At 34.0% G+C, this 16,060-nt stretch carries 17 protein-coding genes; 13 read left to right on the top strand and 4 right to left on the bottom strand.

What is annotated here, in order from left to right; translation table 11 throughout:
* Positions 1-121 precede the first annotated feature (121 nt).
* From ubiE to nqrF, 8 genes are all read left to right on the top strand, one after another.
* Positions 122-850 (top strand): bifunctional demethylmenaquinone methyltransferase/2-methoxy-6-polyprenyl-1,4-benzoquinol methylase UbiE, encoded by a 729-nt coding sequence (ubiE, locus tag TD18_RS02070; RefSeq protein WP_040247970.1) that lies wholly within the window; start codon positions 122-124, stop codon positions 848-850.
* A 9-nt stretch (positions 851-859) separates the two neighbouring features.
* Complete coding sequence (gene porT / locus TD18_RS02075; protein ID WP_040247757.1) at positions 860-1,573, top strand: type IX secretion/gliding motility protein PorT/SprT; 714 nt, start codon at positions 860-862, stop codon at positions 1,571-1,573.
* Between the two features lie 169 nt (positions 1,574-1,742).
* A complete protein-coding gene (locus tag TD18_RS02080) occupies positions 1,743-3,092 on the top strand; it encodes a Na(+)-translocating NADH-quinone reductase subunit A (RefSeq protein WP_040247759.1) in 1,350 nt (449 codons plus the stop codon).
* Positions 3,092-4,315, top strand: a complete 1,224-nt coding sequence (locus TD18_RS02085; RefSeq protein ID WP_040247761.1) for an NADH:ubiquinone reductase (Na(+)-transporting) subunit B — start codon at positions 3,092-3,094, stop codon at positions 4,313-4,315. Before TD18_RS02080 ends, TD18_RS02085 begins: the two co-directional genes overlap by 1 nt.
* Before the next feature lie 2 nt (positions 4,316-4,317).
* The gene (locus TD18_RS02090; protein WP_040247762.1) at positions 4,318-5,118 is read left to right on the top strand and encodes a Na(+)-translocating NADH-quinone reductase subunit C; all 801 of its coding nucleotides are present in this window, start codon (positions 4,318-4,320) and stop codon (positions 5,116-5,118) included.
* 1 nt (position 5,119) lies between these two features.
* Positions 5,120-5,764, top strand: a complete 645-nt coding sequence (locus TD18_RS02095; RefSeq protein WP_040247764.1) for an NADH:ubiquinone reductase (Na(+)-transporting) subunit D — start codon at positions 5,120-5,122, stop codon at positions 5,762-5,764.
* A 50-nt stretch (positions 5,765-5,814) separates the two neighbouring features.
* Positions 5,815-6,528 carry an NADH:ubiquinone reductase (Na(+)-transporting) subunit E gene (nqrE, locus tag TD18_RS02100; protein WP_040247971.1) on the top strand — a complete coding sequence of 238 codons (714 nt, stop codon included), beginning with the start codon at positions 5,815-5,817 and terminating at the stop codon, positions 6,526-6,528.
* A 1-nt stretch (position 6,529) separates the two neighbouring features.
* Complete coding sequence (nqrF, locus tag TD18_RS02105; RefSeq protein WP_040247766.1) at positions 6,530-7,840, top strand: NADH:ubiquinone reductase (Na(+)-transporting) subunit F; 1,311 nt, start codon at positions 6,530-6,532, stop codon at positions 7,838-7,840.
* 95 nt (positions 7,841-7,935) lie between these two features.
* On the opposite strand, the gene TD18_RS02110 is transcribed toward nqrF, so the two are convergent.
* On the bottom strand, positions 7,936-8,313 hold the full coding sequence (locus TD18_RS02110) for a hypothetical protein (RefSeq protein ID WP_040247769.1): 378 nt from the start codon (positions 8,311-8,313) through the stop codon (positions 7,936-7,938).
* A 206-nt stretch (positions 8,314-8,519) separates the two neighbouring features.
* On the opposite strand from TD18_RS02110, the gene TD18_RS02115 reads away from it, so the two are divergent.
* Entirely contained in the window at positions 8,520-9,389 is an 870-nt protein-coding gene (locus TD18_RS02115; RefSeq protein ID WP_040247771.1) for a DUF4846 domain-containing protein, read from the top strand.
* A gap of 7 nt (positions 9,390-9,396) precedes the next feature.
* Here TD18_RS02115 and TD18_RS02120 read toward each other — a convergent pair whose 3' ends face one another.
* A complete protein-coding gene (locus TD18_RS02120) occupies positions 9,397-10,035 on the bottom strand; it encodes a hypothetical protein (protein WP_040247774.1) in 639 nt (212 codons plus the stop codon).
* Between the two features lie 117 nt (positions 10,036-10,152).
* Between TD18_RS02120 and TD18_RS02125 the strand changes: the two genes are divergently transcribed.
* The 3 genes from TD18_RS02125 to TD18_RS02135 are packed head-to-tail and all read left to right on the top strand — an operon-like array spanning position 10,153 to position 13,079.
* Positions 10,153-10,530, top strand: a complete 378-nt coding sequence (locus tag TD18_RS02125; protein ID WP_040247776.1) for a hypothetical protein — start codon at positions 10,153-10,155, stop codon at positions 10,528-10,530.
* Positions 10,531-11,526 carry an FAD:protein FMN transferase gene (locus TD18_RS02130; RefSeq protein ID WP_040247780.1) on the top strand — a complete coding sequence of 332 codons (996 nt, stop codon included), beginning with the start codon at positions 10,531-10,533 and terminating at the stop codon, positions 11,524-11,526.
* Positions 11,527-11,564: 38 nt separating this feature from the next.
* The gene (locus TD18_RS02135) at positions 11,565-13,079 is read left to right on the top strand and encodes a T9SS type A sorting domain-containing protein (RefSeq protein ID WP_040247783.1); all 1,515 of its coding nucleotides are present in this window, start codon (positions 11,565-11,567) and stop codon (positions 13,077-13,079) included.
* A 3-nt stretch (positions 13,080-13,082) separates the two neighbouring features.
* Here the strand turns inward: TD18_RS02135 and TD18_RS02140 are convergent, their stop codons facing one another.
* Positions 13,083-13,847 carry a class I SAM-dependent methyltransferase gene (locus TD18_RS02140; protein WP_040247786.1) on the bottom strand — a complete coding sequence of 255 codons (765 nt, stop codon included), beginning with the start codon at positions 13,845-13,847 and terminating at the stop codon, positions 13,083-13,085.
* 1 nt (position 13,848) lies between these two features.
* Complete coding sequence (map, locus tag TD18_RS02145) at positions 13,849-14,667, bottom strand: type I methionyl aminopeptidase (protein ID WP_040247788.1); 819 nt, start codon at positions 14,665-14,667, stop codon at positions 13,849-13,851.
* A 124-nt stretch (positions 14,668-14,791) separates the two neighbouring features.
* On the opposite strand from map, the gene TD18_RS02150 reads away from it, so the two are divergent.
* On the top strand, positions 14,792-16,057 hold the full coding sequence (locus TD18_RS02150; RefSeq protein WP_040247791.1) for an acetyl-CoA hydrolase/transferase family protein: 1,266 nt from the start codon (positions 14,792-14,794) through the stop codon (positions 16,055-16,057).
* Positions 16,058-16,060 lie beyond the last annotated feature (3 nt).

Here is a 16,060-nt window from a genome sequence, read left to right on the forward strand (position 1 = left end):
AAAAACATACAAATATACTACAATAATATCTCAATTAATGTAAATGAGGCTTGATAATAATTCATAGCGTAAATTCTTAATTACTACAAGATAGTTATCTATATTTGCAAAAAAATTGAAGGTGTCAAAAGTAAAACCGTATAAAGATAGTGAGCTAAATAAAAAGCAACAGGTCACTCAAATGTTTGACAATATTTCAAAGGAATATGACGGATTAAACCGTGTTATTTCTTTTGGTATAGACATTAAATGGAGAAATAAAGTTGTTGATATTGTTGCTAAAACGAATCCGGAAAATATTTTAGATATTGCAACTGGAACAGGGGATTTGGCAATAAGTTTAGCTAAAACAACTGCAAAAGAAATTGTTGGATTGGATATAAGCGACGGCATGCTTGAAGTTGGACGAAAGAAAATCAATACTAAAAATTTAGATGATAAAATTAGTATGGTAATTGGTGATTCTGAAAATTTACCTTTTGAAGATGATTCCTTTGATGCCATAACAGTAGCCTTTGGAGTTAGAAATTTTGAAACACTTGAAAAAGGATTGGCCGAAATTTATCGCGTGTTAAAACCTGAAGGCATTTTTGTAATTCTGGAAACTTCAATGCCAACAAAAACACCATATAAACAAGGTTATAACTTTTATACTAAATATATTTTGCCTACTATTGGAAAAGTCTTTTCAAAAGATCAATCGGCTTATTCGTATTTATGTGAATCGGCTTCGGTTTTTCCTTTTGGAGAGGCCTTAAACAATATTTTACGTAAAACTGGGTTTATTAACGTTGTAGATCAACCACAGACCTTTGGTGTTGCAACTATTTACAGTGCATCCAAAGCATAATGTAAATTTATGAAGAGAGTTTTTATAATCTTAGCCTTGTTTATTGTATCGCAAACTGCGTCTGCACAATTATTCAGTAGGGAAAAAATTAAAAATAACGAGAACTTTGATAAAGCACGTTTGTCATGGGGATTTTTTCTTGGGTTAAATAGTTATGACTATCAGTTCAACTATGAGGAAGATTTAAAAGATATTCTTGTTGAAACTAATGTAGGCTTCAGTGTTGGGTTAGTTTCTAATTTGCGTATTACAGAATACTTAGATCTGAGATTTGAACCTGGACTTTTTATTACACAACGAAATTTGATGTATGATCCAAGTTATTTTAATGGTATTGAGTTTAATAATTCGGATTTACTGAGAGAGGTTAAATCTACTTACGTGCATTTTCCGTTGTTATTGAAAGTTTCTACCAAACGACTTAACAACTTTAAGCCATTTATTCTTGCTGGTATTTCAACGTCTTTAAACTTGTCGAGTAATGAGGAAAATCCAGATGATAATAGTGCTGGTCAGTTTAGAACCAAAAAAAATGTTCTGTTTTATGAGCTTGGTTTCGGTATTGATTTTTATAACCAATGGTTTAAATTCTCGCCTTCAATACGTGGTGTGTTTGCTTTAAATGATGAACTTGTGAGAGATGTAGATCCTGACAGTCCGTGGACGAGTAATATAACGACCATGAAAACGCGAGGGATATTCTTGAATTTTACGTTTCAATAGACGACTTTATTTTTGAAGTCTACCTTACGCTTTCACCTTCTTTTTATTAGAAATAGTAATTTATTTAGAACGAATAAAAATAACAAACTTCGTTAATATGCTATTTTTTTACTCAATTAATTCGTACTTTTGCACCGATTTTTAGACAACTAATTTCAATAAAAAGCGTATGTCAAAAGACATTAAGATTAAAAAAGGTCTAGATATAAAACTTGTAGGCGAAGCTGAAAAATCAGTAGAACAAGCCATTATAAGTAATTTCTGCACGATAAGACCTGAGGACTTTCACGGCGTCATTCCAAAACTTGTAGCAAAAGAAGGTGCAAGCTTAAAAGCTGGCGAAGTTATCTTTTATGATAAATCGAATGAAGCCGTACAATTTGTATCTCCAGTTTCAGGAACTGTGATTGAAGTATTAAGAGGTCCTAAGCGACGTATTGATGCTGTTAAAATTCAAGCAGATAAAGAACAGTCTTATAAGGATTATGGTAAGTTCAATATGAACTCAGATGCCGAAACAACCAAAGCTCATTTATTGGCTTCAGGGTGTTGGCCTTTTATCAAGCAAAGACCTTATGATGTTATTGCTAACCCAGAGAAATCACCAAAAGCGATTTTTATTTCTGGCTATGCCACAGCACCTCTAGCTGCCGATTTAGATTTTGTATTACAAGGTAAAGAAGCTCAGTTACAAGCCGCTATTTCTGCTTTGGCAAAATTAACTGAAGGTCAGGTTCATGTTTCTGTTGGGTCTAATAATTCGCCACTGGCAAATATGAGTGATGCGACTATTCATAAAGTATCTGGTCCGCATCCTGCAGGAAATGTTGGAACGCACATCAATAAAATTGATCCGGTAAATAAAGGAGAAGTTGTTTGGACTGTTAGCGCACAAGACCTTGTGATCATCGGAGAATTATTGCTTACAGGAAAATTTAATGCTGAGCGTATTGTTGCTTTAGCAGGATCATCTGTTAAGAAACCAAGATATTTCAAAACGAAAATAGGAAGTGAAGTTGCTACCATGGTTTATGATAATGGTGTTGATAAAGATGGTAACGATCGTATCATCTCTGGAAACGTATTGTCAGGTAAGCAATTAAAACCAGATGGGAGTTTAGGATATTACGACAATTTGATTTCTGTAATTCCTGAAGGTGATGATTATGAATTTTTTGGTTGGAATAAACCAGTTTTTAATAAGATTTCTACGTCAAGAGCCTTAACGTTTTCTTGGTTAAATCCTAAGAAAAAATACGATTTAAATACCAATACTAACGGAGAGCATCGTGCGTTTGTAACTACGGGAACTTATGAGCAGGTATTTCCTTTAGATATTTACCCAATGCAAATTTTAAAAGCTTGTATGTATGAAGATTTAGATGAAATGGAAGCTTTAGGAATGTACGAAGTTGCTCCTGAAGATTTTGCTTTGACTGAATTTGTTTGTGTGTCTAAACAACCACATCAGGATATTATTAGAAAAGGTTTAGACTTAATGCTTAAAGAAATAGGATAATGGGTTTAAAAAGTAATTTACATAATTTAAAAGAAAAGTATAAAGGAAAGAAAATGGCGCCTGCATTTAATGCACTCCATACCTTTTTATACTTACCAAATGAGACTACTCACAACGGAACTCATATTAAGGTAGCTGATGATTTAAAGCGTACGATGAATACAGTCATCATGGCTTTAGTTCCTTGCTTGATCTTCGGTATGTTTAATGCTGGTTATCAACATTACTTGGCTCTTGGAGAGATTGAAGCTTCTAGCGGGTTTTTAGGATCTACGTTCTGGACATGGGATAACCTTGTTGTTGGATTGTGGCAGGTATTACCACTGGTGATTGTATCGTATGGTGTTGGACTTGCTGTAGAGTTTTTATTTGCAGTAATCAAAGGGCATGAGGTAGAAGAAGGTTACCTTGTAACTGGTATGTTAGTACCATTAATTGTGCCTGTTGATATTCCTTTATGGATGTTAGCTGTTGCAGTTGTGTTTGGTGTTGTGATTGGTAAAGAAGTATTTGGTGGTACAGGAATGAATATTCTAAATCCAGCATTAACGATTAGAGCTTTCTTATTCTTCGCTTATCCAACATGGATGTCAGGTGATAAAGTTTGGGTTCATGGTGCAGTTGAACGTGATCAAATGATTGCAGCTGGTGAAAACCTCGATGCTATTTCTGGAGAAACAATTTTAGGAGCTTATGCGCAGAATAATTCTGTAGCCTATGACTACTGGGATATGTTCTGGGGAATCATTCCTGGTTCAGTTGGTGAGACTTCGAAATTTTTAATCATAATTGGTGCTCTTTTCCTAATTTTTACTAAAATCGGAAGCTGGAGAATTATCGTATCAACATTAATAGGTGCTTTAGTTATGGGACTTATATTCAATGGTGTTGTAGATATGGGATGGATTGGAGATTCAAGTAAGTTCTATGGTTTAATGAGTGTGCCGTTCTGGCAACATTTAATTATCGGTAGTATTCTGTTTGGAGCTGTTTACATGGCTACAGATCCTGTAACTGCTTCACAAACAAATAAAGGAAAATGGATTTATGGTTTCTTGATCGGTTTCATTTCCATTATGATTCGTGTATTTAACCCAGCTTACCCAGAAGGTGTATTCTTGGCGATATTATTAATGAACGTTTTTGCACCAACTATAGATCATTATGTTGTACAAGGAAATGTAAAACGTCGTATGAAACGTCTAAAAGTTAAAACAGCCTAACGATGGAAAAGAGAACAGATAAAAATTCGTACACTGTAATATTTGCCATAATAATGGTATTAGTTGTAGGTTCATTATTAGCTTACTTAGCTGCTTCATTAAAGCCTACGATTACAGAAAACCAACGTTTAGAGAAACAACAAAACATTCTCTATGCAATGGGTGTAAATAATAATGATGAGAGTAGTGCTGTTTTTGTATCTACTGAAGAAGCACCAAAATTGTTTTCAGATAAAGTGTCTGAGCAAATAGTTCTTGAGGTTAAAGATGGTAAGATGATAAGTCAGATGACCAGGCAAGAATATATGGATGCTAATAATGGTCAAGAACCTTATTTAATTGATGTCAAAAAACAGAAATCAAACGCGAAAGATGGCAAAGCAAGAAAATTGCCTTTGTTTGTAGGAAAAAATAAAGAAGGAAAAACGGTTTATGTAGCTCCGATTTATGGCAAAGGACTTTGGGATGCTATTTGGGGATATGTTGCTATAGATGAGAACATGGTTGTACAAGGCGCTTATTTTGATCATAAGGGCGAAACACCTGGCTTGGGAGCAAATATTAAGCAACGCTATTTTATGGACGATTTCTATGGTGAGCATTTGTTAACTGAATCTGGTGCATTTAAAGGTATCACAGTTGCCAAAGGAAATGCTGATCCTAAAAATGAAGATAAAATGGATAACGAGGTTGATGCTATTGCAGGTGCTACGATTACAGGTGATGGTGTTTCAGCTATGATAAAAAGTGACTTGAAATTATACAAGCCTTATTTTGATAACTTAAAAAAACAAGCTAACTAATATGGGACTACTTTCAAAAAAAGACGCAGCTTTAATAAAAGATCCTTTAGCAGATAATAATCCAATTACAATTCAGGTATTAGGTATTTGTTCTGCTTTAGCAATTACTGCCGAATTAGAAGCATCAATTGTTATGTCAATATCTGTATTATTTGTATTAGGTGTTGGTAACGTGGTGATCTCATTAATGCGAAATATCATTCCATCAAAAATCAGAATTATCGTGCAACTTATTGTTGTAGCAACGTTAGTTATTATTGTTGATTTAGTACTGAAAGCCTTTGCTTATGAATTGAGTAAAACACTTTCTGTATTCGTCGGATTGATCATTACAAACTGTATCATTATGGGACGTTTTGAAGCTTTTGCTTTAGGTAACGGACCATGGCGATCATTTTTAGATGGTATTGGTAATGCATTAGGATATGCTGTGATATTGATTATTGTAGGTTTCTTTAGAGAACTTTTAGGTTCTGGAACTTTACTTGGTATTCCTGTTTTAGGAGATCCTATTGAAAAGACAGGATTATATGCTTTTGGTTATGAGAATAACGGATTTATGTTATTATCACCAATGGCGTTAATCGTGGTTGGAATCATTATTTGGGTACAACGTACAAGAAATAAAGCATTAGTAGAAGATTAAACAGATAAGTCATCCTGAACATGTTTCAGGATCACATCAAAATAAAAAATATGGAACACATAGAATTATTTTTTAAATCGATATTTATAGACAACATGGTATTTGCTACATTCTTAGGAATGTGTTCTTATCTGGCTGTATCTAAAAAGGTATCAACAGCAGTTGGTCTTGGAGCTGCAGTAATTTTCGTATTGGCAATAACAGTGCCTTTAAACTGGTTATTGGATCAGTACGTACTTCAGCCTGGAGCTTTATCTTGGTTAGGAGCAGAATATGCAGATTATGATTTAAGTTTCTTATCATTTATCATGTTCATTGCAACTATTGCAACCATGGTGCAACTGGTAGAAATTGTAGTTGAAAAATTTTCTCCATCACTATATAATTCTCTTGGTATTTTCTTACCATTAATTGCAGTAAACTGTGCCATTTTAGGTGGCTCTTTATTTATGCAATCTAGAGAAATAGCAACCTTAGGATTGGCTACTACGTATGGTATTGGATCTGGTATTGGATGGTTCTTGGCAATATTAGCTATTGCAGCTATTCGCGAGAAAATTAGATATTCTAATGTGCCACCTGCTTTAAGAGGATTAGGTATAACATTTATCATTACAGGACTTATGGCTATTGGTTTTATGAGTTTTGGAGGAATGTTAACTGGTGGAGACGAAGAAGCAAAAGAAGAAACAACAGTTGCAGCACAAGTTGTACCAACTGAAATGAATACAGAATTAGCTAACAACACTAAAATAGAAGAGTAGTATGATTTTAGCAGCAGGAACCTTAGGAACCGTTTTAGCAACAGTAGCAGCATTTTTACTAGTAACATTAATTCTAGTATCTCTGTTATTATTTGTAAAACAAAAATTATCACCATCTGGTCCAGTAAAAATATTGATCAATGGAGAACGAGAAATTGAAGTCGCTTCTGGAAATACGTTATTAACAACTCTTGGAGCTGAAAAAATATTCCTACCATCGGCATGTGGTGGTGGTGGAACTTGTATCCAATGTGAATGTCATGTGCTTTCTGGTGGTGGTGAAGCTTTACCGACAGAAACACCTCATTTCAGCAGAAAAGAATTACAAGAAGGTGCGCGTTTATCTTGTCAGGTTAAGGTGAAACAGGATATGGAAATTACAATTCCTGAAGAAGTCTTCGGAATTAAAAAATGGGAAGCTACCGTTGTACGTAATTATAACGTAGCATCATTCATTAAAGAATTTGTTGTTGAGATTCCTGAAGATATGGGCTATAAAGCTGGTGGGTATATTCAAATTGAAATTCCACCTTGTGAAGTTAAGTTCTCAGATATGGATATCACGGCGCATCCTGAAGAGCACGAAACTCCTGATAAGTTTCAGGCTGAATGGGATAAGTTTGGTCTTTGGCCATTAGTCATGAAAAATGACGAAACTGTTGAAAGAGCTTACTCAATGGCTTCTTATCCAGCAGAAGGTCGTGAGATCATGTTAAATGTTCGTATTGCAACTCCGCCTTGGGATCGTGCTAAAAATGCATGGATGGATGTTAATCCAGGTATTGCATCATCATACATTTTCAACCAAAAGCCAGGTGATAAAGTTGTAATTTCTGGTCCTTATGGAGAATTCTTTATTAATGAGTCAGATAGCGAAATGTTATACGTTGGTGGTGGAGCAGGTATGGCACCAATGCGTTCACATTTATATCAATTGTTTAGAACCATCAAAACGGGTCGAAAAGTAACCTATTGGTATGGTGGACGTTCGAAAAGAGAATTATTTTATATTGAACACTTTAGAAAATTAGAAAGAGATTTTCCAAACTTCAAATTTTACATGGCACTTTCTGAACCTATGGAAGAAGATAATTGGAAAGTTAAAAAAGATATTCACGATGAAGAAGGAGATGGTTTTGTTGGGTTCATACATAACTGTGTAATTGATAATTACTTAAACCACCATGAAGCTCCTGAAGATATTGAATTGTATTTCTGTGGACCTCCATTAATGAACCAAGCCGTTCAGAAAATGGGTGAAGATTTTGGTATTCCAGATGAGCATATCAGATTTGATGATTTCGGAGGATAATATTCAAAATTCAATATAATGTCATTCTGAATTTATTTCAGAATCTCATCTAAAACAAAAAACCAACTCCATGGAGTTGGTTTTTTTATTTGAATTTAATCATCAAAGGGTTTACTGATTTGGGTAGATTGTTGTTTGGGAAGTTCTGTTTTCTGCTGTTTTTTCATTTTGGCTTCCTGCCGATTTTGATACCTAATTTGATAATAAGCTATAAAACCTAAAATAGATAGCGCTAAAATTAAATTAAGTCTGAAAATAACTTTTCTATTCGTTTTATTTGCTATCAAAAGCGACAGTATAAGTCCGATAACCGAACCGACAACAGCATAACCCAGAACAATTGCACCACCAGCCAGACCTTGATTTTTTCCAGCACCAACAATGTCTGCTATGGAGATGCCTATAAAGAAGAAGGTAATTATTGCAAGTATATAAAGTAAAAAGCTATATAGTTTTAATAATTTATGAGCCATAATTAAAAGCTTATCATTTTAGTAATAGCTTCATGTTGTTAGGTTTAATATTCAATTTAAAGATACTAAAAAAATTAAGTTTTATTGATGTAAATGGTTTTAAAAGAGAGGTTTGTGGTTTTGTGAGTATTCAGATATGATTAATTTAAAACAATACTTTTTTGTGTTTCAAATACGAAAACTCAAAAATCTGACGTTCTAAAACTATGAGTAAGGTTTTTTCAACAGTAATTATTATATGCATTCTGGCTGCTTATACAGTTCAGTCTAGATCTCTTGAAAAGATTACTGATACTGTTGTAACGAAATTAGATGCTACACCAAATCTGATTAATAAGGATAGCCTAACCATCTTTACCAGAGTAAATGTGCCAGAAGGTTACCAACGTGTTCCTTATCCAAAAGAAAGCTTTCAGGAATATTTGAGAAACTATAGCTTAAAACCTTTTGGAAGTAAGATTATAAACTATGACGAATCCCATTATTTCTGGCAAGGTGGACATATTGGTATTTTAGAAATTCCAGTGCCTGAAAATGGCTTACAGCAATGTGCTGATGCACTTATTAGAATACGAAGTGAATACCTTTGGGATCACAATAGAAAAGCCGAGATTGGTTTTAATTTTACTTCAGGGCATTATTGTTTATGGACTAACTATGCTGAAGGTTACAGACCTAAGATTAATGGAAATAAAGTTAATTTCTATAAAACTGCCAAAACCAATCATTCTAAAGAGAATTTTTATAATTATCTCAATTTAATTTATATGTATTCTGGCACCTTATCTCTTTTTAATGAACTTGAATCTGTTGAGGAATCAGACTTGCAAATAGGAGATATGCTCATTAAAGGAGGTTCTCCAGGTCATATTGTTATGATTTGCGATGAGATTATCAATGATAAAGGCGACAAGCTGTATCTTTTGTTTCAAGGGAATACACCAGCGCAAAGTGTACATTTGGTTAAAAACCTGGAAGATTCAAATATATCGCCTTGGTATCAACTTAAAGAAAATCAAATTATTCAGGTTTCTAATTATACCTTTGGAAATTCAAAATTCGTAAGATTCAAATAGCTACGTTTTACTGTACTAAATGTTCTGCAAGTTCGTCTGAATCTCTAAAAATTCGTCCAGTATTATTTGCGATAAAGATTCCGTCTTGTCCGAAATTATTTAGCATAAACAATGCATTTTGAATGTTAGCTATCCCATCTTCAGTAATGTTCCCAGAAAAAGCGTATAGAATTCGAGCTTCGTTGCCGTTTCCATTGACTTCAGTAACTTTGAAAAATACAGTAAATGAATTGCCACTACCAGTTATATACGAGTTTTCAAGGAAGTTTTCTACTGATTGTGTGTTGTGCACATCGCCACTTTGATTTAGCTCTTCTCCAACAAAGTTAACGGTTAGCGAATTGTTGTTTTGTTCACCAAACATTAAGTTTATTCGAAAAAATGTTGTGCCAATTGGGAAATCATTTGACACATTAGTAGCTTCTAAAACTCTCGGACTAATTTGATATGAACCTTCTATATTTGGTGGATTAATTCCTTCGTGAATAATGAATCCTTGATTTTCAATAGCCTCAATAATTTCGGGGTTTGCCCAGTTTTTAAGATCTGCTAATGTTCCTTCTTGAATGACAGTAGTACTGTCATCATCTGAAGAACAATTAAATAAAGCAAATGTTAATACGAGTAAAATGAAATACTTTTTCATATGTTTTAGATTTTATGGTTAATTAATTGTACATCGTTATGACCTTAAAATGTCATCGTTGAGTATTCGACAAATAATTCTTATGATGGTTATAGGGCAAGTTCGTATCTTTGCCATATGAGTAAAGCACTAACAAAACAAGAACTCCATAATCTTGCCATGAACCATGTTGGAAAAGATTTAGAACAGCGTGGTTTTGAATTTGTCGCCATTAATAGCAAGCTGAAAAAGCATCCACAATTTGTATGTATTGATAAAAATAGTCAGTACTTTTTCGTCATTGTGAAAGCAGTGATCCTTCCTGAAAACCCTAATAATTATGATGTGGTTTGGATGGAAACGTTTAAAAAACATGCCTTCGATAAAGATGCTAAAGTTTTGTATGCTGGTGTTGGTCTAGGAAACCCTAAAGGCCAAGATTTGCCTGTTTATCTAAATGAAGAATACCTAATAGAATATAATGGTATTCAGGTTATTGAACCAAATCTAAATTAAATGAAGCCAATTAAATTTTTAATTTTACTATTGCTGATGTTCTCTTGTAAAGAGGAGTCCAAACAAGTTCAATTATCCTTAGAAAACACCAAAATTTCTGGACCCGTTTTTGGGACTTCATTTTCTGTGATATATAATTCTGAAAAAGATTACTCGAAGCAGTTTGACAGTTTGTTCGCAGTCGTTAATCAATCTTTGTCGACTTACATTCCAGATTCAGATATTTCAAAGTTGAATCGCAATGAGCCTGTTAATATAGATAAGCATTTTGAATCCGTATTTTCGGCCTCGAAAAAAATTTATAAAACTACTGAAGGTGCTTTTGATCCAACCATTGGTGATGTAGTAAATGCATGGAGTTTTGGAGCTGATAAAAATAAATTTCTAACCGATAGTACCACCATCGACAGCCTCATGCGTTTTGTAGGTTTTGATAAGGTGAAGATGATAGATCATAAAATAAAAAAACACCCACAAACTTATCTCGAGTTCAATGCCATTGCAAAAGGCTATGGTGTTGATGTGATTGCAGATTTTCTTGAAGATAAAAATATCAGTAATTATCTTGTTGAAATAGGAGGAGAGATTCGTGCTAACGGAATCAATATCGAAAAAGAATCGCCTTGGCGAGTCGGATTGGATGAACCTCGTTTTGATGGCGAGCAATCGGTTTTAAAAGCTATTACGCTTTCAAATGTAGGAATGGCAACTTCAGGAACCTATAGAAAATTTAAAACAGACGAACAGGGCAATCGCTATGCTCACATAATAGACACGAAAACAGGTTATCCAAGTAAAACGAATATTTTAAGTGTGTCTGTTATTGCTGAAGATTGTATGACTGCTGATGCTTATGCTACAGCGTTTCAAGCGATGGGAATCGAAAAAGTCACTGAGTTTTTAAAATCACATCCAGAATTAAAAGTATTCATGGTTTTTGAGAACGAAAACCAAGAGTTTGAAACAATTAACTTAAATCATTTTCCAAAAGAATAGTATTCATAATTTTGTATATTTAGCATAAATGTCTAAATATGAATAAATTACTACCATTGTTATTCGCTTTCCCATTTCTGTGTTTTAGCCAATGTCCACCTACTGGAGGCACGTTTACATCACAAGCCCAAATAGATGCTTTAGCTATAGATTATCCTAACTGTACAGAAGTTGGTTACTTTTTTATTTCTGGTGATGATATAACAGATTTAAGTGGGCTGAGCCAGATAGAATCATGTACGTATTTTTCAATTAGTGGTAATCTTGTTTTACAAAATACTATTGGTTTAAACCCTAATTTATTCATACGTTATGTTGAAGGTACTGGGACTTCATTTGATATTAATAACAATGCGTCATTATTGACTATTGATGGTTTAGAAAATTTTGTTTGTGGATCTGGTTTTGAAAGTTCTTTTAGTATTAGTGATAATCCTATGTTAACTAGTGTTGAAGGTGCTCCAAACTCCTTTAGTCCTTTAACATGGTTTTATATTGATAACAATGATTCGCTAATTAATTTGAATGGTTTAGAAAATTATGGTGCAGGAGAATTTACATCGATTTCAGATAATGATAGTCTTATTGATTTAACTGGTCTTCACGAAATTAATGGAGAAATTATAAGTATATCAGATAATGATAACCTTCAAACTCTAAATGGTACTATGTTCAGTGGTTTTGAAGATTATCTATATATAGAGAATAATCTTAGCCTAACTGATATCAGTGGTATATGGGCTGGAGATTGGTTGGTTTATGATCTAGTAATTAGAAATAATCCAAATTTATCAATGTGTAGTTCAGAAAATGTCTGCAATTTTTTTACGAGTAATATTGAAGAATATGAAATGTTACGTGGAACTTTTGAAAACAACGCTCCAGGATGTAATAGTGTTTTTGAAGCAGAATATGGTTGTGGTGTTAATTCAAATGATAATTGTGGATATACACCTTATTTATTGACTATAGGAGAAACCATAACAGCTAATAATGAATTTGCGACGACATCTTCGCAAACACCTAGTTGCAATGACATTGCGAATCGCAAGGATGTTTGGTTTGTATTTGACTCAGAAGATAATACGATTATTGATGTTTTTGTTCAAGCAGGCTTTTATTTACAACTTTGGGAAGGAGACTATTGTGGCGATATAACGCAAGTAGACAATGCTTGTGGTACGCAACTTATTGATATTTCAGTTACTATGGAAACACGATATTACATCCAAGTCTGGAATGATGATACTGTAGATAGAGGAGGTTCAAGCTGGTTTGATCTTACAGTTCAAGATGCAAGCTTATCAACTCAAGAGTTTCAACTGGCAGAGGTTAAATTATTTCCTAATCCAGTAAACGATGTTTTACATATGCAATCAAATTCAATAATGGAAAATGTTGAAATTTTTAATCTTTTAGGACAGAGAATTAAAGCGTTTACTTTTGAACCAAATAACAATACAATCGATATGTCTGCCTTAACTGATGGCATTTATCTGGTACAATTAAGCGTGAATGGGAACGAACTGACCTATAAAGTGATTAAAGATTAGCTTTTATTTGTAAACCACAGGAATAATTTCACCTTTAGCTAAGCAATACTTAATAACATTTTCTTCGGAAAGTTGAGTTGTATAATCAACTTCCTCAACTTGAAATCCGATGCTTCGGAGTTTATCAAAATAATCACGACCATAGACACGAACATGATCGTATTGACCAAAGATTTTTGCGCGCTCATCTTTATTTGTTATAGAATCATCTTCAAAGGTTTTTTCTCTAGATAAATCTTGCGGAATTTGAAAAATACCATAACCTCCAGGCTTCATCACACGATGCAATTCTTGCATAGCTTTCGTGTCATCTGGAATGTGTTCTAACACATGATTACATAAAATTACATCGTAGCTTTCATCATCAAACGGAAGGTTACAAATGTCTGCTTTTACATCAGCAATAGGTGATTCTAAATCAGTCGTAGTATACTCAATATTGTTTAAGTTTCTGAAGCGTTTCAGAAAGCATTGTTCAGGTGCAAAATGTAGGACTTTCTTCTCTGCTGAAAAAAAATCGGTTTCATTTTTTAGATACAACCAAAGCAATCTATGACGTTCTAACGAGAGTGTTGAAGGAGACAAGACATTGTTACGCTGATTACCGTAACCATAAGGTAGAAAGCTTCTGAAAGATTTGCCGTCAATAGGATCTGTAAATTGATTTCCTCTTAAAAAAAAGGCGAGTATCGGACGAGCAATATAGCTTAACCTAATTAGAATAGGTCTCGGAATGGTGTTTAATATAAGTTTAAAAAGGCGCTTCATTTTAGAGCACTAAGGCTTCTTTTCTAAACTCATCTTCTTCATTTGAAACAATTCCTAAAGCTTCATGAACATAAGCAAATGTTGATAAAATTTCAGGTTTACCATCAACTATAGCAATATCATGTTCAAAATGAACACTTGGTTTCCCGTCTTGGGTGACAATTGTCCAGCCATCTTTAAGTTGTTTGACGCGATGCGTTCCTCCATTTATCATAGGTTCGATCGCAACAACCATACCTTCAATAAATTTCTTTCCACGACCTCTACGACCATAATTTGGCATTTCTGGGTCTTCATGCATTTTTCGACCAATTCCATGACCAACAAGTTCTCTTACAACACCGTAGCCATGAGCTTCACAATAGTTTTGAATAGCATAACCAACATCTCCAACACGATTTCCAACTTTCAATTCGCGTATACCAACATATAAAGACTCTTTGGTCACCTCAATCAATTTTTTTGTTTCAGCAGCTACCTCTCCAATTTCGAATGTATACGCATGGTCTCCATAAAAGCCATTCATCAGTGCACCACAATCTACAGATACAATATCTCCATTTTTTAAAGGTATATCTGTAGGTAAACCATGGACCACAGCTTCATTTACACTGCAGAGCAAGGTTGACGGACAATCATACAATCCTAAAAAGCCAGGCACAGCACCTTGAGCTCTTATAAAATCCTCAGCAAGTGTATCTAATTGATTGGTGGTAATGCCTTCTTTAATTTCTTTAGCTAGCATTCCTAGTGTTTTGGAAACCACTAACGCGCTTTGGCGCATTAATTCTATTTCTTCTTTTGTTTTTACTATAATCATCTTTCAAAAATATGTGCAAAGATACTCAAAATTAAAATTTAAAATTTTAACATAAATATGATATTTGACAGTTTTTAAATGCCTTTTCTATAGTAATTTTGTACCATCATAAAATCAAAATCATATGTATAAAGCAGTCAGTGCTGAAGAAGCTCTTAAAGTAGTAAAATCAAACGATAAAATATATATTCAAGCAGCTGCTGCTGCACCATCTTTGCTTATAAAGGCACTTGCCGACAGACACGATGAATTGAGAAATGTAACAATTTGTCAGTTACATACCGAAGGAGAAGCACCTTATGCTAATCCTGAATATGCAAAAAGCTTCCATGTCAATTCTTTTTTTATTGGACGAAATGTACGTCATACCTTAAAAGCAGGAAATGGCTCATATACGCCAGTTTTCTTGAGTGAAGTACCATTATTATTTAAACGTAATATTGTTGATGTTAAAGTGGCATTAATTCACGTGTCAGTTCCAGATCAACATGGGTATTGTTCTCTTGGTGTTTCTGTTGAAGCAACACTGGCTGCTATTGACAATGCTGATCATGTCATTGCTCAAGTAAACAAACAAATGCCTAGAACTTTTGGTGACGGGATTATTCATGTTACTGAAATTGATGCATTTGTAGAGTGTGATATTCCTTTACCTTCACATCCTGTTACAGAACCAACTGCCATTGAAACTAAAATTGGAGACTATGTGGCTAATTTAATTGAAGACCGAAGTACGCTGCAAATGGGAATAGGAAATATTCCAAATGCTGTATTGTCTAGATTGCATAACCATAAAGATTTAGGTTTACATACTGAAATGTTTTCAGATGGTGTTATTGATCTAATTTTGAAAGATGTCATCAATGGGAATTACAAAGGCGTTAATCCTGGAAGAGCTTTAGCTACTTTTTTAATGGGTTCAAAACGATTATATGATTATGTTGATAATAACCCATTTGTTGAAATGCGATCTTCAGATTATGTTAATGACGTATCTGTAATCAAACAAAATCCTAGAATGGTCGCTATTAATTCTGCTATCGAAGTTGATGTTACTGGTCAGGTTTGTGCTGATTCTATTGGTTCAAAAATGTATTCAGGAGTAGGAGGGCAAATGGATTTTATTAGAGGAGCCTCTTTGAGTGAGGGTGGTAAAGCAATTATTGCATTGCCATCAGTAACTAAAAAAGGAATAAGTAGAATAGTGCCAGCCTTGAAAACAGGAGCAGGAGTTGTAACTACCAGAGCACATATTCACTATGTTGTGACCGAGTATGGTGTTGCTAATTTATATGGAAAAACGATTCAGGAACGTGTAAAATCCTTGGTTGACATAGCGCATCCTGATCACAGAGAAGACATTGATAGAGCTTATTTTGAAATGATGTAATTT

This window comes from Psychroserpens mesophilus (assembly GCF_000826645.1).
GTDB lineage: Bacteria > Bacteroidota > Bacteroidia > Flavobacteriales > Flavobacteriaceae > Psychroserpens > Psychroserpens mesophilus.